We start from the raw sequence: 20318 nt of genomic DNA, 5'->3' as shown, positions 1-20318 counted from the left end.
TGTTAGGCAACGAAATTGAAATAAGTTTCCATGATTGTGTGGCCGTAGAACAGCGCCAGCAAGCCGGCGGCTGCCAGATATGGGCCGAATGGGATGGGAATGTCGCGTCCGCGGCGGGCAACGATGATCAGGACGAGGCCGACCACGGCGCCTACCAGCGACGAGAACAGGATGATAATGGGGAGCATTTTCCAGCCCAGCCAGGCGCCCAGCGCCGCCAGCAGCTTGAAATCGCCGTAGCCCATGCCTTCCTTGCCTGTCAGCAGCTTGAATGCCCAGTAGATCAGCCACAGGCTCAGGTAACCGGCGGCGGCGCCGATCACCGCTTCGCTGAGCGGTACGAACAAGCCGGAAATATTCAGCAGCAAGCCCAGCCACAGCAACGGCAGGGTCAGGTCGTCAGGCAGCAGCTGCGTATCGGCGTCGATAAACGTCATGGCGATCAGCAGGTAGGCAAAGACCAGGGTCGCCAGGCCAGCCCAGCCGCTGCCGAAATGCCAGATCAGCAGCCCCGAAAGGACGCCGGTAAATGCCTCCACGATCGGATAGCGCGCTGAGATCGGCGTCTTGCAGGAGGTGCATTTACCGCGCAAGGCCAGATAGCTCAGCACCGGCACGTTTTCCAGCGCGCCGATCTGGTGTTTGCATTGCGGACAGGCAGAACGCGGTACTACCAGGTTGTAGCGGTCGGTATGCGGCAGCGGCTGGCCGCTTTCGTGCGCCACGTAGTTATCCGATTCGCGCTGCATCATGATCGGCAGCCGATGAATCACGACATTCAGGAAACTGCCAATCAGTAAGCCAAAAATAGCTGCGATGGCGGTGGGAAGCAGGCTCCCCGCCGCCAGGAAAAAAATACCTTCTTGCATCAGACCACCGAACCCAGTTTGAAAATAGGCAGATACATGGCAATCACCAGGCCGCCGATCAGGACGCCGAGGATCACCATGATCAAAGGCTCCATCAGGCTGGACAGCGAGGCTACCGCATCGTCGACTTCTGCTTCATAGAAATCGGCGACCTTGCCGAGCATCTGGTCCAGCGAACCCGATTCTTCGCCAATGGAAACCATCTGCGTCACCATATTCGGGAACACGTTGGCGTTTTCCATTGCAGTAGTCAAGCTGGTGCCGGTACTCACTTCGCTCTGGATTTTCTTGGTCGCATCCAGATATACAGCGTTGCCGGACGCGCCACCGACCGAGTCGAGCGACTCGACCAAAGGCACGCCAGCGGCAAACATGGTCGCCAGGGTTCTGGTCCAGCGTGCAATCGTGGCTTTGCGGATCACTTCGCCAAAAATCGGCGCTTTCAACAGCAAACGATCCATGACGCGCTGCATCTTGAGTGAACGTCTCCAGGATTGGAAAAACAAATACAAGCCGGCAAATATGGTGGGGAAAATGATGTACCAGTTGCCCACCATGAAATCCGAGATCGCCATGACGAAGAGGGTAGGCGCCGGCAAATCTGCGCCGAAACTTGAGAACACCTGCTTGAACGCCGGCACTACCCAGATCATGATGACCGCAGTGACAATGAACGCCACCGCCAGGATGGAAATAGGATAAAACAATGCCGACTTGATCTTGCCTTTGATAGCCAGCGTTTTTTCTTTATAGATTGCTAGCCGTTCCAGCAAGTCTTCCAGGATACCTGCCTGCTCGCCGGCACCGACCAGGTTGCAGAACAGCGGGTCGAAATACAGCGGGAACTTGCGGAAAGCCTGGCTCAAACTGGTGCCTGTCTCGACATCGCCGCGAATATCATTCACCAGCTTGGAAACCGATGGATTGGCATGGCCCTTGGCTACGATATCGAAGGATTGCAGCAGCGGCACACCGGCTTTCATCATGGTCGCCAGCTGGCGGGTGAACAGGCCGATATCCTTTTCCGAGATTTTTTTCCCGCTGCGGAAGGTCTTCTTTTTGACTTTGGTGACCAGGATTCCTTGCCGGCGCATGGTGACGTTAACCACGGTCTCGCTGCCTGCGCGCAGTTCGCCGCGCACGACCTTGCCTTTTTTATCCTTGCCCTCCCAAAGATAAACCAATTCCTTGACCTGACGTGAGCTTGCCGCTGTTGCCATGAACTATTCCCCTAATTAGATATTGGTGCAACCGAGCACTTCTTCGAGGCTGGTCATCCCTTGTTTAACCTTCATCAGTCCCGACTGGCGTAAAGTCCTGACGCCCTCGCGCTTGGCTTGTGCTTCGATTTCCAGCGCCGTGCCATGGGCCAGAATGATGCGTTCTATTTCTTCTGTGATCGGCATGATCTGATAGATGCCGACCCGTCCCTTGTAGCCGGTGCCGTTGCAGCGCTCGCAACCGACGGCCTTGTAGGGCAGCCAGCTGCCGTCGATGTCGTCTTCGGTGAAGCCGGCTTCAGCTAGGGCCTCATCCTGGATCGTGATCGGCTGCTTGCAGCTGCACAAGCGGCGCGCCAGCCGCTGGGCGGTGATCAGGATCACCGAAGAGGCGATATTGAATGCCGGCACGCCCATGTTCATCAGGCGCGTCAGCGTCGATGGCGCATCGTTGGTATGCAAGGTGGAAAACACCATGTGTCCGGTCTGCGCAGCCTTGATCGAGATGTCGGCGGTTTCCAGGTCGCGGATTTCACCGACCATGATGATGTCGGGATCCTGCCGCAGGAAGGCCTTCAGCGCCACAGGGAAAGTCAGGCCGGCGCGGTCGTTGATGTTGACCTGGTTCACGCCGGGCAAATTGATTTCAGCCGGATCTTCGGCGGTGGAAATATTGATGCCGGGCTGGTTCAGGATATTCAGGCAGGTGTAGAGCGACACGGTTTTACCGGAGCCGGTAGGGCCAGTCACCAGCACCATGCCGTAGGGGCGCTGGATGGCGTCCATCAAGATCGCCTTCTGGTCCGGATCGTAGCCCAGCGCGTCAATCCCCATCTGCGCCTGGCTTGGATCCAGGATACGCATCACGATCTTTTCGCCAAACAAGGTCGGCAGGGTGCTGACCCGGAAATCGATGGCGCGGGTCTTGGACACCACCAGCCGCATGCGGCCATCCTGCGGCACCCGTTTTTCGGAAATATCCAGCTTCGAGATCACCTTGATGCGGGAAGCCAGTTTTTCCTTGATCGACAACGGCGGTTGCGCCATGTCGCGCAGCACGCCGTCGACCCGGAACCGGATCCGGTAGAATTTTTCAAACGGCTCGAAATGCAAGTCGGATGCGCCCTGGTTAATGGCGTCGGTCAGGATTTTTTGCAGGAAGCGCACTACCGGCGCGTCATCGATATCGGCGGTGGCATCGGCAACTGCCGCCGCATCCTCTTCGACGAAATTGATTTCCTGGTCGTCGCCGACCATTTCGCTCAGGCTTTGCTCGGCCGATTTGACCAGTTTCTGGATCTGCTTCACCAGCACCGGATGCTCGACAATGATCGGCTCCACCATCAGTTCGGTCTGGAACTTGATCTGGTCCAGCGCCTGGATGTTGGTCGGGTCGGACAGCGCCACGTAGATCTTGTTGCCGCGCTTCGCCAGCGGCAGCACGAAGTGGCTTTCCATCAGCTTGGCGTCGATGGCTTTTTCCGGCAGCGTGCTCAGGTTGAGCACGCTCAGGTCCAGCTGCGGATAACCGAAGGTCTCGGCGCAAAACAGCGCCAGCGCGCGCGCATCGAGATGGCCGCTCTCCAGCAAGACGGCGATGAACGGCGTTTGATCGCCGCTGGCTTTCTTGTGCAAGGCTTCCATCTGCACCGTCGACAAGCGACCGGCTTGCAGCAATGCGCGGGCAAGTCCCGAGATCGGACCGGTGGTACTGGTGTTAGGAAATACTGCAGCCATAGGGGATCAATATCAAAAGATGTGTGGAGCCATTACAACCGGCCAATGATGCCCTACGGGAAACTGGGTTGTAAAGGTTTTGTGAAGAAATGTGTCGCAAAAATTGCCGTATGGCAGTTTTTTGTCGTTCTTATAGTGTATTCGGCCGAATCAATTTAGCAACCTTGATCGCCTGGTTTTGCACTTGTACGATTTCTATGATGCATCCGGCAATTTTCAGGCTGACATTATTGTCCGGAATATCTTGCAGCCATTCCAGCAGCAGGCCGTTCAGGGTCTTGGGGCCGTCCAGCGGGAAATTCAGGCCAAGGCGCTTATTGATGTCGCGCAGGGTGGTGGCGCCCTCCAGCAGGCACTGGCCCTGGGCATTCCAGGAAAAACTGTCGGCGCGGGCTGCGCCGGGTTTGGATGTGGTGAATTCGCCGATCATTTCTTCAATGATGTCTTCCAGCGTCACCAGTCCCTGCACTTCGCCGTACTCGTCGACGATGATGCCGAGCCGCTCGTGATTTTCCTGGAAGTATTGCAGTTGCGTGAAAACGTCGGTGTCTTCCGGGATGAAATATGGCGTGCTGAGCAGTTGGCGGAAATGGTCGACCGTCAGCTCGGCTTCCTGGTTAAGCAATACCATCGCCTTGCGGACATGCAGAATGCCGACGATCTGGTTGATCTCGCCTTCGTACACCGGCAATTTATTGTGATAGCAAGTCGTCAGCTGATGCTTGATCTCGTCCACCGAAGCGGCCAGGTTCAACGCTTCGACTTGCGCCCGCGGCGTCATGACGTCTTCCACCGAAATCTTTTCCAGGTCGAACAGGTTCAGCAAAATGCTTTTGTGCTTTTGCGGCATGAAGTTGCCGCCTTCCAGCACGATCGAACGCAGTTCTTCCGGCGAGACGCGCTGTTCCTGTGCATGCTTGCCGGTTTTGATGTGCAGCACTTTCAGGATGCCGGAGACGAACAGATTGACAAACCAGATCAAAGGCTTGGCCAGCGCCATCAACGGCTTGAGGATGAAGCTGGTCGGCAGCGCGATCCGTTCCGGATAGGTGGCGCCGATCACCTTCGGGGTGATTTCGGCAAACACGATCAGCAGGAAAGCGATGCCGGCGGTGGCCACCGTGATCACGTTCTGGTGATTGCCGAATGTCGTAATGGCGATTGCCGTCACCAGCGCAGTAGCCAGGGCATTGACCAGGGTATTGACGATCAGGATCAGCGACAGCAGCTTGTCGGTGCGTTCCAGCAGCCATAGGGTGGTGGCGGCGGATTTGCTGCCGCGCTTGGCCAGATGGCGCAGGCGGTGCTTGTTGGCGGCAATCAAGGCAGTTTCCGCCATGGCGAAAAATGCTGACAGGAAGATGAGTACGACTAGTGCAAGAATCTGCACCCAAAAGGGCACGGCATCCAAAGGGTCACCGTAAAGAAAAGGTTGATAAACCAATATTGGTTGGTCGGGGTGAGAGGATTCGAACCTCCGGCCTCTACGTCCCGAACGTAGCGCTCTACCAGGCTAAGCTACACCCCGATTTAGCCGTTCAATAACTTGAACAGGTTTTTGGGCTGCCGCGCCTTACGGTGGTGGAGCGGCAGTCCCGTTACTCGTGGATCCTCAGTGATTGCGATCCACTGCGAACACAGATAATTGTAGCAAAGAATCCTTGAACTGACTATTTGGCAAGTCTGCGATTGCCGCCGCCGCGCGCTGCGCCGCTTTCTCGGCTTCGCGCCGGGTGTAGTCCAGGGCGCCGGAACTGGTGATGGCCGCCAGGATTTCATCGAAATGCTGTTCGTCGCCATTTTCGATGCAGCTGCGCACCAGCTCCCGCTGCGCCGGCGTGCCATGGCTCATCAGGTAAATCAGCGGCAAGGTCGGCTTGCCTTCGCGCAAATCGTCGCCCACGTTCTTGCCGATATCGCTGGCGTTGCCGGAATAGTCCAGCACGTCGTCGATCAGCTGGAACGCGGTTCCCAGGGAACGGCCGTATTCTCCCGCGGCTTCAATCGCAGCGTCATCGGCGCCGGCGATCAGCACGCCCAGCTGTGCCGCGGCCTCGAACAGCTTGGCAGTCTTGGAGCGGATCACCTGCAGATAATTTTCTTCCGAAACATCCGGGTTGTGCATGTTCAGCAGCTGCAGCACCTCGCCTTCGGCGATGACGTTGGTGGCGTCGGCGACGATCTGCATCACGCGCGCATTATCCACCGCAACCATCATCTGAAAGGCGCGCGAGTACAGGAAATCGCCGACCAGCACGGAGGCGGCGTTGCCGAACAGGGCATTGGCGGTCTGCCGGCCGCGCCGCAGGGAAGACTCGTCCACCACGTCATCGTGCAGCAGGGTGGCGGTATGGATGAATTCGATCACCGCCGCCAGTTCATGGTGCTTGGCGCCGGCATAGCCGCAGGCGCGCGCCATCAGCAAGACCAGCACCGGGCGCAGGCGTTTGCCGCCGGCGCTGATGATGTACTCGGCAATCTGATTCACCAAGGGCACTTCCGAATGCAACTGCCGGCGAATCACCGCATTGACCGCGTCCATATCGGCCGCGATCGGGGACATCATGAATTGTGAGGATGAGGTATTGGGAGCGGCTGACAAAATAAAACCTGTTGGAAATCGATTGTGCCGTGATTATACGATGACAAGGGGCCAGGCATTAGGTCCAGATTGATTTTGTCCGCGTGGCGGAGATTCAGCCGACGCCGGTGAACCGGCGCCGGCTGGCGGAGTTGCTTAACTGCTATCCCTTGAGCTTGGCGAAAGCCGCCGCCATGGCGTTGTTGGCCGGGGCTGGGGCAGCTTGCCGTTGCTGGTGCTGGGACAGGCGCTTGGCGTCGTTGCGGTCGGCCCGCTGTTCCGGCTTGGCGCCGGCGACCGGCGCGCTGTCGCTGAGGCGCATGGTAAGCGCAATGCGTTTGCGCTTTTCATCAACTTCCAGCACCTTGACTTTCACCACCTGGCCGGCCTTGACCACGCTGTGCGGATCCTTGACGAAGGTGTTGGAAAGCGCGGAAATATGCACCAGTCCGTCCTGGTGCACGCCAATGTCGACAAAGGCGCCGAAGGCCGCCACGTTGGTGACCACGCCTTCCAGGATCATGTCCGGACGCAGATCGCGGATTTCCTCGACGCCGTCCTTGAAGGTGGCGGTGGTGAATTCCGGACGCGGGTCGCGCCCCGGTTTTTCCAGTTCCTTGAGGATGTCGGCGATGGTCGGCACGCCGAATTTTTCATCGGCATACTTGGCCGGGTTGAGCGAACCCAGCAAGCGGCTGTCGCCGATTACGCCCTTGACGTCTTTCTTGATGTCGGCCAGGATTTTTTCCACCAGCGGATAGGATTCCGGATGCACCGCCGAACCGTCCAGCGGATTGTCGCTGTTCATGATGCGCAGGAAGCCGGCGGCCTGTTCAAAGGTTTTATCGCCCAGCCGCGGCACGTCGCGCAGCGCCGCGCGCGAAGCAAACATGCCCTTCATGTCGCGATAGGTGACGATGCTTTGCGCCACGCTGGCGTTGAGGCCGGAAACGCGCGCCAGCAGCGGCGCCGAAGCGGTATTGACGTCGACGCCGACGGCATTCACGCAGTCTTCCACCACGGCGTCTAGCGAGCGCGCCAGCTGGGTCTGGCCGACATCATGCTGGTACTGGCCGACACCGATCGATTTCGGATCGATCTTGACCAGTTCCGCCAGCGGATCCTGCAGGCGGCGCGCAATCGATACCGCACCGCGCAGCGAGACGTCCATGTCGGGCAGTTCGCGCGAAGCGAATTCGGAGGCCGAGTAAACCGAAGCGCCGGCTTCCGACACCACGATCTTGGTCAGCTTCAGTTCCGGGCGCAGCTTGATCAGGTCCTGCGCCAGCTTGTCGGTTTCGCGCGAAGCGGTGCCGTTGCCGATCGAGATCAGCGAGACCTGGTGCTGTTGCGCCAGCTGCGCCAGCGTGTGCAGCGAGCCGTCCCAGTCGTTGCGCGGCTGGTGCGGATAGATTGCGGTGGTGGCGACCACCTTGCCGGTGGCGTCGATCACCGCCACCTTGACGCCGGTGCGCAGGCCCGGGTCCAGGCCCATGGTAGCGCGCGGACCGGCCGGCGCCGCCAGCAGCAGGGCTTTCAGATTGAGCGCGAAGACATTGATTGCTTCGACTTCCGCCTTTTCGCGCAGCTTGGTCATCAGCTCGGTTTCCAGGTGCATGAAGACCTTGACGCGCCAGCTCCAGCGCACCGTGTCGCTCAGCCATTTGTCGGCGCCGCGGCTCTTGTTGCTGATGCCGAAGCGGGCGGCGATGCGGCCTTCGCACGGGTTGTGCGGCGCATCCCACTTCGGTTTTTCTTCTTCGCTGTCGAGGCGCAGCACCACGTTGAGGATTTCTTCGCGGCGGCCGCGGAACAAGGCCAGCGCGCGATGCGATGGAATCGTGCCTATGGTTTCCGAATAATCGAAGTAGTCGGCGAATTTTTCACCGGCATCCTGCTTGCCTTCCACCACTTTGGATTCGACCACGCCGTGTTCGGTCAGGTATTCGCGCAACGCCTGCAGCAGCGTTGCATCTTCGGAAAAGCGCTCCATCAGGATCTGCCGGGCGCCGTCCAGCGCGGCTTTGGCGTCGGCGACGCCGGGATTGTCGCCATTGTCGGTGCTGAAGGCCGGCTTCAGGTATTTTTCGGCTTCCAGTTCAGGATTCAGTTCCGGATCTGCCAGCAGCGCGTCGGCCAGCACGGTCAGGCCGGCTTCCGCGGCGATCTGCGCCTTGGTGCGGCGCTTCAGCTTATAAGGCAGGTAGAGATCTTCAAGGCGAGTCTTGTCTTCCGCTAGGGTGATTGCCTGCAGCAGCGCCGGCGTCATTTTCCCCTGTTCTTCGATGGAAGCGAGGATGGCGCCGCGGCGTGCTTCCAGTTCGCGCAGGTAACGCAGGCGTTCTTCCAGCAGGCGCAGCTGGATGTCATCCAGGCCGCCGGTCGCTTCCTTGCGGTAGCGGGCGATAAAAGGCACGGTGGCGCCTTCGTCCAGCAGGGCGACGGCAGCGGCGACTTGCGCCGGTTTGGCGGCAAGTTCAAGGGCGAGGCGTTGTTCGATCGAAGGCAGCATGAGGATTCTTAAGAATGAAAATCAAGCGTTGGATCATACGCAATCCAGATAATTCCGCCAGTCTTGACAGTCCGAAAAGAAGCCCTCACGAAAATCCGCACGGCTGAAACGTTTGTCATATCACCATATTTATATTTCCCAATGGTATTATTTACGCTTGCTTGTCAGGCTATTCAATAGACAACTGTCAGGCGAATCTGATCGGATGTGAAGAAAACGGTTGTAAATGAAAATTCTTGTTAAATGATAATTTTTTTCTTGTTTGCTGATGAGTCAGCAAATATGCTGGTGGCCGTATGCGACGGGGCAAGACCCGTTGTTCATTAATCACAGTAGCATTTCTTCAGGAGTCAACTATGCATCTTTCTAAACGTCTGGGCGCGGAAGCCCTTGGCACATTCTGGCTGGTTCTCGGCGGCTGCGGCAGCGCAGTGCTGGCGGCAGGGTTCCCTGGCCTCGGCATCGGTTTCCACGGCGTCGCGCTGGCATTCGGCCTGACTGTACTGACGATGGCTTTCGCCATCGGCCATATTTCCGGCTGCCACCTGAATCCGGCAGTGACGCTTGGACTGGCGACCGCCGGCCGTTTCCCCAAGAGTGAGATCCTGCCTTACTGGGTCGCGCAGGTGGTGGGCGGCATCATTGCCGCAGGCATCTTGTACCTGATCGCCACCGGCAAGCCAGGCGCGGAAATCGGCGGTTTCGCCGCCAACGGTTACGGCGAACATTCGCCAGGCCTGTATTCGATGAATGCGGCCTTGATTTGCGAAGTGGTGATGACCTTCGTCTTCCTGATCGTGATCCTGGGCGCTACCGACAAGCGTGCGCCGGCCGGCTTTGCGCCGATCGCGATCGGCCTGTGCCTGACCTTGATCCATCTGATCAGCATCCCGGTGACCAACACCTCGGTCAACCCTGCACGCAGCACCAGCCAGGCGCTGTTCGTTGGTGGCTGGGCCTTGCAGCAGCTGTGGCTGTTCTGGCTGGCGCCGCTGGTTGGCGCCGTGATTGCCGGGATTGTGTATCCGGCCATCTGGGGTGAAAAGGACTGATTTCCAGTCCGGCAAGAAAGTAAAAAAGCGCGGCATGCCGCGCTTTTTTATTGCTTGATCAGGTTGTGGTTCGCAGTCTACCGCCGCTGACACGCTCAATCCCGGCCAGGTCTTGCCAGCTTTGCACCGTCTCGAAGTGCTGCGCTTGCAGCAAGGCGCGCACTGCGGGCGCCTGATCGTAACCGTGTTCCATCAGCAGCCATCCGTCTTTGTTCAGGTGACGGCCGGCGCCGCCGACGATGTTGCGCAGGGCGCTCAAGCCATCCGCATGATCGGTCAAGGCATCTTGCGGTTCAAAGCGCAGGTCGCCTTCCGCCAGATGCCGGTCGCCGGCGACGATATAGGGTGGATTGGCGACGATGACATCGAATTGCTGGTCGACGAGCGCATCGTACCAGTTGCTTTGCAGCAGCCGGAACGGTCCGTGTTCCAGCTGCAGATGGTGCGCCGCATTGCGGCCGGCTACTGCCAGCGCGGCGCTGCTGACATCCAGTGCGGTCACGGCGAGATCGGGACGGCTGTGCGCAATGGCGATGGCAATCGCCCCGGAACCGGTGCCGAGATCGAGCACGCTCAGCGCCTGCCGGGGATCCGACGGCAGATATTGTAAGGCCAGTTCCACCAGCAATTCCGTCTCAGGGCGTGGAATCAGGACGTCCGGCGTTACTTCCAGCTGCAAGCCGTAGAACTCGCGTTGGCCGATGATGTAGGCAATCGGCTCGCCAAGCAGGCGCCGGCGGAACAAGTCCGACAACTGCTGCGCCTGCCGTGCATCGATGCTGCGCTCGTCCTGGGTAATCAGCTGGATGCGTGTCAGTTGCAGGGCATGCATCAGCAGGATGCGGTTTTCCAGCGGTGCCAGTGGCGCTTTTTTCAAGAGCGCACCGATGCTGCAGCCGGCCTCTACCGTGAATGTGTCGGCAATCCCTGTCATTTTCGCATCAGTCCGAGGGCCGATCAGTAGCGGCGATTGAGGCCGTTACCACGTTTGAACAAGGTAGCCACGAGGATCACCAGCAGTATCACAAAACCCAGCAAAGACCATTGCGGGATCGACAGGCCCATGATCGGATCGTAGGCGGTGGTGCACAGGGCGAAGGCATCCACTTGGAACACCGACGGCAGCAGGGTCGCCGGCGGCAAGGCGTTCATCGGCCCTTCCAGTGCATCGCGGCCGCAGGAGATGGCTGGATGGGCGATGATCCACAGATGCCAGATGGCGGTGCCGGCGCCGCCCAGTGCGGCCAGGATGCCGAGGCCGGCGCCGGCTTTCTGGGCGCCTGACGGCAAGCTGGCGCAAATCAGGCAAATCAGCGCAATCGCCGCAAAGGCGTAGCGCTGGATCACGCACAAGGGGCAGGGCTGCATGTTCTGGTAATGCTGCAGATACAGGGCGGCGCCAAGGATGGCCAGGCAGATGAAGGCGACTGCGAGCAAAATGGATTTCGATGTTTTCATTTTTTTACCGATGTATGGTGAGTCGAAGAGGGCTTGGTCATGCCGAGCATCAGATAGTACCTCTGCCGCTTGGTTCCGGGCCAGACAGTAGCATACGGTTTTTTTATCCGATCAGTTGGGACAGAGCTGCACGGGGACTGTAATTCGTCGCGCAGCGGCGACTCTTAAACTCTGCCCGAGCAGCTCTGTTCCCAACTGAATTAGATCGCATCGCCCAGCGCCGCCAGCAGGTCGGCCTGGTGTTCGGCCGCCAGCGCGTTGGTCAGCTCTTCCAGATCGCCATCCATGATGAAGTCAAGCTTGTACAAGGTCAGGTTGATGCGATGGTCGGTCATGCGGCCCTGCGGGAAATTGTAGGTGCGGATCCGTTCGCTGCGGTCGCCCGAGCCGATCAGGGATTTGCGTGTGGCGGCTTCCTTGGATTGCTGCGCGCGCAGCTGGCCGTCCTTGATGCGTGCCGCCAGCACCTTCAGGGCCGAGGCCTTGTTCTTGTGCTGGCTGCGGTCGTCCTGGCACTCGACCACGATGCCGGTCGGCATATGCGTGATGCGCACCGCGGAATCGGTCTTGTTGATGTGCTGGCCGCCGGCGCCTGAAGCGCGGTAGGTATCGATACGGATATCGGCCGGATTGATGTCGACGTCGCCGACCTCGTCCGCTTCCGGCATGATGGCGACGGTACAGGCCGAGGTATGGATGCGGCCCTGGGTTTCGGTCGCCGGTACGCGCTGTACGCGATGGCCGCCGGATTCGAACTTGAGCTTGGAATAGGCGCCGAAGCCGAGCACACGCACGATCACTTCCTTGTAGCCGCCGATTTCCGAGGCTGATTCGGACACCATTTCCACCTGCCAGCGGTTGCGTTCGGCAAAGCGGCTGTACATGCGCAGCAGGTCGCCGGCGAATAGCGCCGATTCGTCGCCGCCGGTGCCGGCGCGGATTTCCAGGAAAATATTGCGTTCGTCGTTGGGGTCTTTCGGCAGCAGCATTTTTTGCAGGTCGCCTTCCAGCTGCTCCATGCGTGCCTTGGCCGCCGTGATTTCGTCCTGGGCGAATTCCTTCATGTCCGGGTCGGACTGCATTTCCTGCGCGGCTTCGATATCGCCATTGGCTTGCTGGTAGGACTGGTACAGCGCTACCAGCGGCCCCAGTTCCGCATGTTCGCGCGACAGCTTGCGGTAGTTGTCCATGCTGGCGGTCGCGTCTTCCTGCATCAGCAGGTCATTGACCTCGGCCAGGCGGTTGGCGAGTTGGTCGAGCTTGGCGAGCATTGATGGTTTCATGGCGAGTTTCAGTCAGAAAAAGACGGTTTAAAGCGTGGGAAAGTAAGTTGCCGGCAATCAGATACGACGCGGCATGTCCGCAAGCGGGAGTAGCGCAGCTGCGCTAACGCTTGGTGCGGAACAGTTGCGGCAGGAGGGCTGCCAGGCGCGCGCGTTCGTCGCCCTGGGCATTGTGCAAAGCCTGTTGCGGGCCGTGCATGAATTTGGCGGTAAGGCCTTTGGAAAGAGCTTCCAGGACTACCTCGATATCTTCGCCCTTGGCCAGCATCTTGCGCGCGCGTTCCAGTTCCAGCCGGCGCATCGCTTCGCTCGATTCTTGCAGGTCCTGGATGACCGGCACCACGACCCGGTTGTCGACCCAGTGCATGAACGACTGCACGCGGGTCTCAATGATGGCTTCCGCCTGGGCGACTGCGGCCTGGCGGTTTTCCATGCCGGTCTGCACGATCGAGCCGAGGTCGTCGACGGTGTACAGAAAGATATCGTCGAGGCGGCCGATTTCGGTCTCGATATCGCGCGGCACGGCCAGGTCCAGCATGAACATCGGCTTGTGGCGGCGCGCCTTGACGGCGCGCTCGACCATGCCGAGGCCGATGATGGGCAGGCTCGATGCGGTACAGGAAACGATGATGTCGTAGTTGCCCAGCTGCGTCGGCAGGTCGGCCAGCCGGATGGCCTGGCCATTGAAGCGGTGGGCCAGCAGTTCGGCGCGTTCCATGGTGCGGTTGGCGACCGTCAGGGATTTCGGATTTTGCGCGGCAAAATGGGTCGCGCACAGCTCGATCATTTCACCGGCCCCGATGAACAGCACGTGTTGTCCGGCGACGGTATCGAAAATCCGTTCCGACATGCGCACCGCCGCTGCCGCCATGGAAACGCTGTGGGCGCCGATTTCGGTGGTGCTGCGGACTTCCTTGGCGACCGCGAAGGTACGCTGGAACAGCTGGTGCAGATAGGTGCCGAGGCCGCCTGCGGCGTCGGCATGGCGCACTGCGTCTTTCATCTGCCCCAGGATCTGCGCTTCGCCCAGCACCATCGAGTCGAGTCCGGAAGCCACGCGAAAGGCATGGCGTACGGCATTGTCTTGCGGCAGGGTGTACAGGTGCGGACGCAGGTCGGCGTAAGGCAGCTGATGATAGTGGGCCAGGAAATGCGCGGTGGAATCGATCGCGGCGTCGACGCCGTGATGCAGATTGCTGCCGGCGGCATACAGCTCGGTGCGGTTGCAGGTTGACAGGATTGCCGCTTCGTCCGACATGCTGACTTCATTGCCGCCGCTGAACCAGGCGCGCGCCGCCATCACCGCCTGACCGATCTGGTCAGCCGGGAATGCCACCTTTTCGCGCAGGGAAACCGGCGCGGTGGTGTGGTTGAGTCCGACGGTTAGCAGGTGCATAGGGCGGTTGCGGATGGGAAGGGCGTTTACCGGGGCAATTAAGGCAATATTGTTAACCCCCGATTATACGCCTAGTCGCCTGGATCGAAGCGGCGGGCCGCCCATACCGGCTATGCCTGCCAGTAATACAAGCAGATTTAACTGGCGATAGCTGGCAAAGTGACAATGAATGTGCTGCCTTCGCCCAAAGTGCTTTCCAGCGCGATCTCACCGAAATGGCGCTCGACCACAGTCTTGACGAATACCAGGCCGAGGCCCGTGCCGTCCGAATGCGGCTGGCCGGGAGCACTGACTCTTTGATAACGCTGGAACAGCTTGATCTGGTCGTGCGGCGCGATGCCGAAGCCCTGGTCGCTGATGCGGCACACCACCTGCGGCAGCAGTTTGATGTATTTCAGGCGCAGAGTGCAGGTAATGCGGGTATCCGGCAGACTGTAGCTGATGGCGTTGGAAATCAGGTTGCACAGTGCGCGCGCCATCAGCGAACGGTCGATATTGGTCAGGAATTCCGGTCCCTCGATGTCCGTGATCAGCTCGATTTTCTTGTTGTTGGCGAGGCTCCACATTTCGTCGACGGCGTCGTACAGCACGTCCTGGAAATCCACTTCGTCGAGCCGGTATTCCGATGACTCGGCACGCGCCAGCTGCACGAAATTGTCGGCCAGGCCGAGGGTCTTGCGCGCGGCCTGCTCCAGGCGCGCGAAAAACTCCTTTTGCGGCAAGGCTGAGGCGGCGTTGCCCTGCAGTTCCAGCAAGGCCAGGATAGAAGCTTGCGGCGCGCGCATGTCGTGCGACAGGAAGCGCAGGGTTTCGTCGCGGCTGCGTTCGGCAGCGCGGATGATGGTGATGTCGACGATGCTGACGATCCAGCCGGTCAGCACCTGGTGCGCGGAGTGGCAGGGACCGCTCTTGATCAGCAGGTCGCGGCCCTGCTGGTCTTGCACCGCGGTGCCGCTGGTGAGCGTGGAAACATGCTCCAGGTCGATCAGGTCCCACCAGCTGAAGGTGTGGTTGGCCGAGGTATTGGTCGCCTGCGGCATGCTCATGTTGGAGAACAGGTAGGGCAGCAGCGCACCGTCGATGTTGCGGATGCCGGCGGCGGCAAAATAGTCGCGTGCAAACTGGTTGGACACCAGCACGTGGCCGTCGATGGTGGTGATCAGGGTGGCGTCCGGCAAACTGTTGACGCTGTCGGAAATAAACTGGCGCAAATCGCGCACCCGGCGCGCCGCTACGCGCATGGCGTTGATGCGCTGCTCAAGCAAATCTTCTACCTGCTGCGGCGCGCGTTCGGTGTTCACTTCCGGCAGCAGATGCGGTTCCTGGTCGAGCAGCATGAATTCCTGCCCCAGGTAGGAAATCGCCGATTCCAGGCGGATCCAGTTCCATATCGGGTGGGCAATCGCCAGCGCGATCAGGGCGGCGGTCGGCGCGATCCATATTCCCAGCGTCAGCAGGAAATAGCTGACCGCCACGGTCAGCACCATCAGGGCGGCGGTGATCAGCAGCGAGATGCGCGGCGTCCACAGCAGATAGCTGGACAGCGCGATCAGTACCGGGATGATGCTGAACAAGGCCGTCTGCAAGGGCCGTGCGATGCTGATGGTTTTGTGGTCAAGCAGGCCGGCCAGGATATTGGCGTTGATTTCGATGCCCGGCATGACGCCGGAGGTGCCCGACACCGGTGTCGGAAAGGTATCTGCCATGCCGAGCGCGGTGGCGCCGATCAATACATATTTACCTGTGAAGAACTGATCGGGCACGTCGCCGCGCAGCACCGATGCGTAAGGCACCGAACGGAAATGGCCGGTACTGCCGGCGTACGGGATCTGGATCTGGTAGTCGCGCTGCCAGCTGTCGGCCTTGTGCTGCTCGACCTCGGGCGGCATCGGACCCAGGCGGGCGCCGGGCAGGTTGCCGCTGGCGTCGGTGATCTTTTGTCCGGCGACTCCCGCCAGCGCTACCGCGAAGTGCGGCCACCATTTGCCGTCCTGGCCTTCTTGCAGGAAGACGCTACGCACCACGCCATCCGGATCCAGTTCCGGATGGATGTGACCGACGCCGCGTGCTGCATTTAGAAACTCCGGAGTCGGCAACAAGGCCCTGAGGCCTGGTCCGGCATTGGCGACCACGATCGGCAGCACGGTCAGCTTGCTGGCAGCCAGTGCTTTGGTCAACGCCCGGTCGTCGGCGCGCTGGCCGGGCGTCTGCCCCTGCTCGGCCTCCGACATGATGACATCGAGTCCGATCGCTAGCGGATTGGCGTGCATGATGCGATTCAGCAGCTTGGCGTGCAGGCTGCGCTCCCATGGCCAGCGCCCCAGTTTGCTGATGCTGTAGTCGTCGATGGCGACGATGATGATGTCGTCGCGCGCCGGCCGCGAATCGGCGCGCATGAACTGGTCGTACAGCGTGGTGTCGAGCCGCCCGAGGCCGTTCACATAACCCATGCTGCCGGCCACGATCAGCATCAGCACGGTAATCGCCAGCCATTGGCGAAACGCCACCCGCTGGATGAGTGGGATCACCTGTTTGATCATGGACGGCGCGCGAGAGCTTGCATGGCGGCGTCCGGGTTAGTAGCCAGCCTGGGTATTGCCGCCGACGTTGAGCAGCGGCGAGCCGTCGCTGGTGACCCAGCGGCTGCCGATATACACTTTTTGCGCCGGCGAAAACGGGCTGACGTAGCCATCGGCATCGATGGCCTTGATGCGGATGAAGTAGGTGCCGCTGGCCGGGCGCGGGACATTGATTTCCGGCGTGGCGGTGTCCTGCGTCAGCAGCAGGCTGGAAAAGCCGGCGTCATGGCCGATCTCGACCACGAATTTCTGTCCCGGCTCGCCGGTCCAGCGGAACGACAGGTCGCCGTCCACTGCGTCGGCAATCTTTGGAATCTGCAAGGCAGGCAGCAGGCTGAAGCCTTGCGGATCGCCGTAAGGCCCCTGGTCGCGGACGCCGGCGCTGTCGACGACGGTCGCCACGCGCCAGTAGTAGTCGCCCAGGGCCAGCTTGCCGGCGTTGAATTGCGCTGCGTTCAGTGTTGCTTCATCGATGATGACGTGGCTGAACTCGGCATCGCTGGCGACCTGCAAATGATAAGCCTGGGCGTTGCTGACTTCGGCCCAGCTGAATACCAGGCTTTCGCTGCGCGACTTGTTTTTCGGTTCGATCGAGATCGGCGGCTCCGGCCGCGCCTTCAGGGTAAAGGCAGCGATCAGCGGCTTGCCTTGCAAGCCGGACTGGTCCAGCGCAGTGATGCGCACGAAATACTTGCCGTCGTCCAGGCCGTTGATCTTGATCTCAGGACTGTCCGACTCGGCTTCGCTGACGACGTTATTGAGGCCGGCGTCGGTGGCGACTTGGGCGCGATAGCCGCGGGCGGCGCTGACCGGACTGACGGTGAAGCGCACTGTCGGCCGCTCCTGCAGCTGCGGCCGGCCAGTGAATTCTGGCTGTGGCAACAGCGCTACCGCTTTGCCGACGCCCTTGCTGTTCGTGATATTGCCCTGGCCGGCGCGCAGGGTCAGCGCTGCCGGTCTATCTTTCTTCGCCACGGCCACGCCGCCGCTCAACACCTCGGTCATGACCTTGTCGCCGACCAGATCGACGCGGAAATCGGTGCCGCGCACGCCAGCAACCGCCAGCGGCGAATGGACTTCAAAGCGGCCTTTGTTTTTTTCCAGCGGCGATACCTTGGATTCGACCCGGCCTTTCAGCAAGCTAATCTCGGTGCGCGGGCTTTTGGTATAGCGCGCGCTGCGCAGTTTGCTGAGTTTCACCTGGCTGTTGGACGGGATGGCGATATGCGACTGGTCGGGCAGGCTGAGCGTCAGAAAGCTGTTGCTGCCGGTGTTGATGATGGTGCCCTCGGTCAGCGTCGTGCCGATGCCGATGGTGATCGCACGGCCATCGGCGCCGGTGGCATCGATAGTGCCGGACATAGCCGCCACCTGGGCCGAGCTGGGGTCGTCCGGCAGCAGCGCCACCGGGATGATGATGGCGGTGCCGACCGGGATGGTGCGGTCGTTGCCGATGTGATTGAGCTTCGCCAGTTGCACCCAGTTGCTCTTGTTGCCGGTGAGCTGGTCGGCGATTACGCTTAAGGTGTCGCCCTGTTGCGCGTGATAGGTGATCGTCGCGGCATCCACCTGGAGCGCTGCCGGGTCGAGCGCTGCGGGGGCGGCAAGTGACGGCAAGAAAGGCGCGGATAACAGCGCCAGTAAAGCTAGCTTGGTGAATGTGCTGCGCATATTTGTCTATCAGCGCAACCGCAACGCGCCTTATCCTGTTAATTGTTCCAATCGATACCCATAGCTATAAACCGGTGCGAGCCGATAGCCGTTTTCTGGTCGTAATTGTAACTTACTCCTTACCCGCGAGACGTGCGTATCCATGGTGCGGGAGGGGATGTCGACGTCGCGTGACCAGACTGCCTCTAGGATATAGGCGCGTGAGAGGGGGCGGCCTAGGTTGCGAAAAAACAACAGGGCGAGGTCGAATTCCTTCTGGGTAATCTCGATGGGCTTGCCGGCCAGCGTCAGACGGCCCGAACGCGTCTCAAACAGATAGTCGTTGAAAACGATTTGTTCACTGGTGTTCTGGATCGGATAAGCACGCCGCAGCAGGGCTTGTACCCGTGCCACCAGCTCGCTGCGCCGGATCGGCTTGATCATGTAGTCATCGGCGCCGGCGGCCAGGCCTTCCACGATGTCGTCCTCGCCGGAGCGGCTGGTGATGAACAGGACCGGGATAGTCCGCGGCAGCTTGTCTCTTACCCAGCGCAACACCTCTGGCCCGCTCAGATCCGGGACCTGCCAGTCCAGAATCAGCATGTCATAGCTCTCCCGTCGCAGCTGGTTCAATATTTCTTTCCCGCTTTGGAACGGGTGGCAAATATGACCACTGGATGTGAGCACCTGGCAAACTAGATCGGTTTGACTGGGGTCGTCATCAAGGACAGCAATTCTCATGTTTTATATATGTTAGGTGAAGCCGGCCTCGGTAGCAGGCATCGATATTGTGGCGCGTACAAGGAGTATATTATTCTTATTGCTACATTGCTGTAGATAAATGTTCTATATGCCACCAGTGTCTTGCAATTGCCACAAATAAATTAAAAATGGCGATATCAGGTGAATTTGACAAAGCATGCGCCAAAACGCTGACTGGCGCCGGGTTTGTCCGGGTTTGATTGTCATACAGTGTATGACGGGATTTGTAAAATTCCACCTTCGAGGCCGCACGCCATGGTTAGCGTCTGCACGGGGAGCTGAATCAGCCGTCACATAGCTGGTGGCTGTGCGGCGAACAGATTGTTGCGGGGCCGGGGATGCCGGATACCGGCTTAGGCGTCCGGCAACACCACATTCACGTCCAGCACTTCAAGATTGCCCTGGCGATCCAGAGAGATCTTGATGTCGTCTGCATTGACCTTGGTGTACTTGGAAATCACCTCGATCAGCTCCTTGTGCAGCGCCGGCAGGAAATCGTGTCCCGAGCGGCCATTCCGTTCGCGGGCGATGATGATCTGCAAGCGCTCTTTGGCGGCCGACGCGGTCTTGGGCTTGCTGTTAAACAAGAACGAGAGCAATGCCATTTTATTTTCCTCCAAAGATGCGGTGCAGGAAACCCGGCTTTTCGTAGGAGGTGAAGCGCAGGGTGACTTCTTCGCCGAAGAAGCGCGAGACTACGTCTTCATAGGCCAGGGCGACATCGCTGCCTTTGATGTGGATCGCCGGATTGCCCTGGTTGGAGGCGTGCAGCACCGATTCCGACTCAGGGATGATGCCGATCAGCGGGATGCGCAGGATATCCTGGACATCGGTATACGACAGCATTTCGCCGGCTTCTACCCGTTTTGCCGAGTAGCGGGTGATCAGCAAGTGTTCCTTGACCGGTTCGCCGCCATTCTGGGCGCGGCGCGACTTGGCCTGGATGATGCCGAGGATGCGGTCGGAGTCGCGCACCGACGATACTTCCGGATTGGTGACCACGATGGCTTCATCGGCGAAGGTCAGCGCCATCACTGCGCCGCGTTCGATACCGGCGGGGGAGTCGCAGATGATGTACTCGAAGTCCATCTTGATCAGGTCGTTGAGAACAGTCTCGACGCCTTCCTCGGTCAGGGCGTCCTTGTCGCGCGTTTGCGAGGCCGGCAGGATGAACAGGTTCTCGCAATGCTTGTCCTTGATCAGGGCCTGGGTCAGCGTT

General features: G+C 59.8%; 16 protein-coding genes and 1 tRNA gene. 1 reads left to right on the top strand and 16 read right to left on the bottom strand.

Annotation, left to right across the window (positions count from 1 at the left end; translation table 11 throughout):
• Nucleotides 1-2 precede the first annotated feature (2 nt).
• The 7 genes from VNZ65_RS22475 to VNZ65_RS22445 all read right to left on the bottom strand — a co-directional run bounded on the left by VNZ65_RS22475 (nucleotide 3) and on the right by VNZ65_RS22445 (nucleotide 8919).
• The gene (locus tag VNZ65_RS22475; protein ID WP_325673034.1) at nucleotides 3-869 is read right to left on the bottom strand and encodes an A24 family peptidase; all 867 of its coding nucleotides are present in this window, start codon (nucleotides 867-869) and stop codon (nucleotides 3-5) included.
• Entirely contained in the window at nucleotides 869-2089 is a 1221-nt protein-coding gene (locus VNZ65_RS22470) for a type II secretion system F family protein (protein WP_325673032.1), read from the bottom strand. The genes VNZ65_RS22475 and VNZ65_RS22470 overlap by 1 nt, the downstream gene beginning before the upstream one ends.
• Before the next feature lie 15 nt (nucleotides 2090-2104).
• Nucleotides 2105-3826 carry a type IV-A pilus assembly ATPase PilB gene (gene pilB, locus VNZ65_RS22465; protein ID WP_325673030.1) on the bottom strand — a complete coding sequence of 574 codons (1722 nt, stop codon included), beginning with the start codon at nucleotides 3824-3826 and terminating at the stop codon, nucleotides 2105-2107.
• A 130-nt stretch (nucleotides 3827-3956) separates the two neighbouring features.
• Nucleotides 3957-5237: an HlyC/CorC family transporter gene (locus VNZ65_RS22460; protein ID WP_325673029.1), complete on the bottom strand. Its 1281-nt coding sequence runs from the start codon at nucleotides 5235-5237 to the stop codon at nucleotides 3957-3959.
• A gap of 40 nt (nucleotides 5238-5277) precedes the next feature.
• Nucleotides 5278-5354: transfer RNA gene (locus tag VNZ65_RS22455), tRNA-Pro, on the bottom strand.
• Between the two features lie 84 nt (nucleotides 5355-5438).
• Entirely contained in the window at nucleotides 5439-6389 is a 951-nt protein-coding gene (gene ispB, locus VNZ65_RS22450; protein ID WP_325673048.1) for an octaprenyl diphosphate synthase, read from the bottom strand.
• A gap of 181 nt (nucleotides 6390-6570) precedes the next feature.
• Nucleotides 6571-8919, bottom strand: coding sequence for a Tex family protein (locus tag VNZ65_RS22445; RefSeq protein WP_325673027.1), 2349 nt, complete (start codon nucleotides 8917-8919; stop codon nucleotides 6571-6573).
• 356 nt (nucleotides 8920-9275) lie between these two features.
• Between VNZ65_RS22445 and aqpZ the strand changes: the two genes are divergently transcribed.
• On the top strand, nucleotides 9276-9971 hold the full coding sequence (gene aqpZ, locus VNZ65_RS22440) for an aquaporin Z (protein WP_325673025.1): 696 nt from the start codon (nucleotides 9276-9278) through the stop codon (nucleotides 9969-9971).
• A gap of 58 nt (nucleotides 9972-10029) precedes the next feature.
• On the opposite strand, the gene prmC is transcribed toward aqpZ, so the two are convergent.
• From prmC to minD, 9 genes are all read right to left on the bottom strand, one after another.
• On the bottom strand, nucleotides 10030-10905 hold the full coding sequence (gene prmC, locus VNZ65_RS22435) for a peptide chain release factor N(5)-glutamine methyltransferase (protein ID WP_325673023.1): 876 nt from the start codon (nucleotides 10903-10905) through the stop codon (nucleotides 10030-10032).
• Between the two features lie 23 nt (nucleotides 10906-10928).
• The gene (locus VNZ65_RS22430) at nucleotides 10929-11429 is read right to left on the bottom strand and encodes a disulfide bond formation protein B (protein WP_325673021.1); all 501 of its coding nucleotides are present in this window, start codon (nucleotides 11427-11429) and stop codon (nucleotides 10929-10931) included.
• 200 nt (nucleotides 11430-11629) lie between these two features.
• Entirely contained in the window at nucleotides 11630-12712 is a 1083-nt protein-coding gene (prfA, locus tag VNZ65_RS22425; RefSeq protein ID WP_325673019.1) for a peptide chain release factor 1, read from the bottom strand.
• Between the two features lie 103 nt (nucleotides 12713-12815).
• The gene (gene hemA, locus VNZ65_RS22420; RefSeq protein WP_325673017.1) at nucleotides 12816-14108 is read right to left on the bottom strand and encodes a glutamyl-tRNA reductase; all 1293 of its coding nucleotides are present in this window, start codon (nucleotides 14106-14108) and stop codon (nucleotides 12816-12818) included.
• A 137-nt stretch (nucleotides 14109-14245) separates the two neighbouring features.
• A complete protein-coding gene (locus tag VNZ65_RS22415) occupies nucleotides 14246-16636 on the bottom strand; it encodes a CHASE2 domain-containing protein (protein WP_325673015.1) in 2391 nt (796 codons plus the stop codon).
• Nucleotides 16637-16684: 48 nt separating this feature from the next.
• Nucleotides 16685-18358 (bottom strand): FecR domain-containing protein, encoded by a 1674-nt coding sequence (locus VNZ65_RS22410; protein ID WP_325673012.1) that lies wholly within the window; start codon nucleotides 18356-18358, stop codon nucleotides 16685-16687.
• A gap of 30 nt (nucleotides 18359-18388) precedes the next feature.
• The gene (locus VNZ65_RS22405) at nucleotides 18389-19078 is read right to left on the bottom strand and encodes a response regulator transcription factor (RefSeq protein ID WP_325673010.1); all 690 of its coding nucleotides are present in this window, start codon (nucleotides 19076-19078) and stop codon (nucleotides 18389-18391) included.
• A gap of 374 nt (nucleotides 19079-19452) precedes the next feature.
• Nucleotides 19453-19704 carry a cell division topological specificity factor MinE gene (gene minE / locus VNZ65_RS22400; protein ID WP_038493233.1) on the bottom strand — a complete coding sequence of 84 codons (252 nt, stop codon included), beginning with the start codon at nucleotides 19702-19704 and terminating at the stop codon, nucleotides 19453-19455.
• A gap of 1 nt (nucleotide 19705) precedes the next feature.
• Nucleotides 19706-20318: septum site-determining protein MinD (gene minD, locus VNZ65_RS22395; protein WP_325673008.1), on the bottom strand; the 613-nt coding region annotated here is incomplete at its 5' end.

Origin of the sequence: Collimonas sp. (assembly GCF_035566555.1) — a bacterium.
Classification (GTDB): domain Bacteria; phylum Pseudomonadota; class Gammaproteobacteria; order Burkholderiales; family Burkholderiaceae_D; genus Collimonas.
Note: the sequence above shows the minus strand (reverse complement) of the source record. Positions and strands in the feature narration are given on the sequence as shown.

What these genes read in the sequence shown, in the direction of transcription:
- VNZ65_RS22475 (WP_325673034.1), bottom strand. Translation starts at nt 869, where the DNA reads ATGCAAGAAGGTATTTTTTTCCTGGCGGCGGGGAGCCTGCTTCCCACC.
- VNZ65_RS22470 (WP_325673032.1), bottom strand. Translation starts at nt 2,089, where the DNA reads ATGGCAACAGCGGCAAGCTCACGTCAGGTCAAGGAATTGGTTTATCTT.
- pilB (WP_325673030.1), bottom strand. Translation starts at nt 3,826, where the DNA reads ATGGCTGCAGTATTTCCTAACACCAGTACCACCGGTCCGATCTCGGGA.
- ispB (WP_325673048.1), bottom strand. Translation starts at nt 6,389, where the DNA reads ATGTCCCCGATCGCGGCCGATATGGACGCGGTCAATGCGGTGATTCGC.
- VNZ65_RS22445 (WP_325673027.1), bottom strand. Translation starts at nt 8,919, where the DNA reads ATGCTGCCTTCGATCGAACAACGCCTCGCCCTTGAACTTGCCGCCAAA.
- aqpZ (WP_325673025.1), top strand. Translation starts at nt 9,276, where the DNA reads ATGCATCTTTCTAAACGTCTGGGCGCGGAAGCCCTTGGCACATTCTGG.
- prmC (WP_325673023.1), bottom strand. Translation starts at nt 10,905, where the DNA reads ATGACAGGGATTGCCGACACATTCACGGTAGAGGCCGGCTGCAGCATC.
- VNZ65_RS22430 (WP_325673021.1), bottom strand. Translation starts at nt 11,429, where the DNA reads ATGAAAACATCGAAATCCATTTTGCTCGCAGTCGCCTTCATCTGCCTG.
- prfA (WP_325673019.1), bottom strand. Translation starts at nt 12,712, where the DNA reads ATGAAACCATCAATGCTCGCCAAGCTCGACCAACTCGCCAACCGCCTG.
- hemA (WP_325673017.1), bottom strand. Translation starts at nt 14,108, where the DNA reads ATGCACCTGCTAACCGTCGGACTCAACCACACCACCGCGCCGGTTTCC.
- VNZ65_RS22410 (WP_325673012.1), bottom strand. Translation starts at nt 18,358, where the DNA reads ATGCGCAGCACATTCACCAAGCTAGCTTTACTGGCGCTGTTATCCGCG.
- VNZ65_RS22405 (WP_325673010.1), bottom strand. Translation starts at nt 19,078, where the DNA reads ATGAGAATTGCTGTCCTTGATGACGACCCCAGTCAAACCGATCTAGTT.
- minE (WP_038493233.1), bottom strand. Translation starts at nt 19,704, where the DNA reads ATGGCATTGCTCTCGTTCTTGTTTAACAGCAAGCCCAAGACCGCGTCG.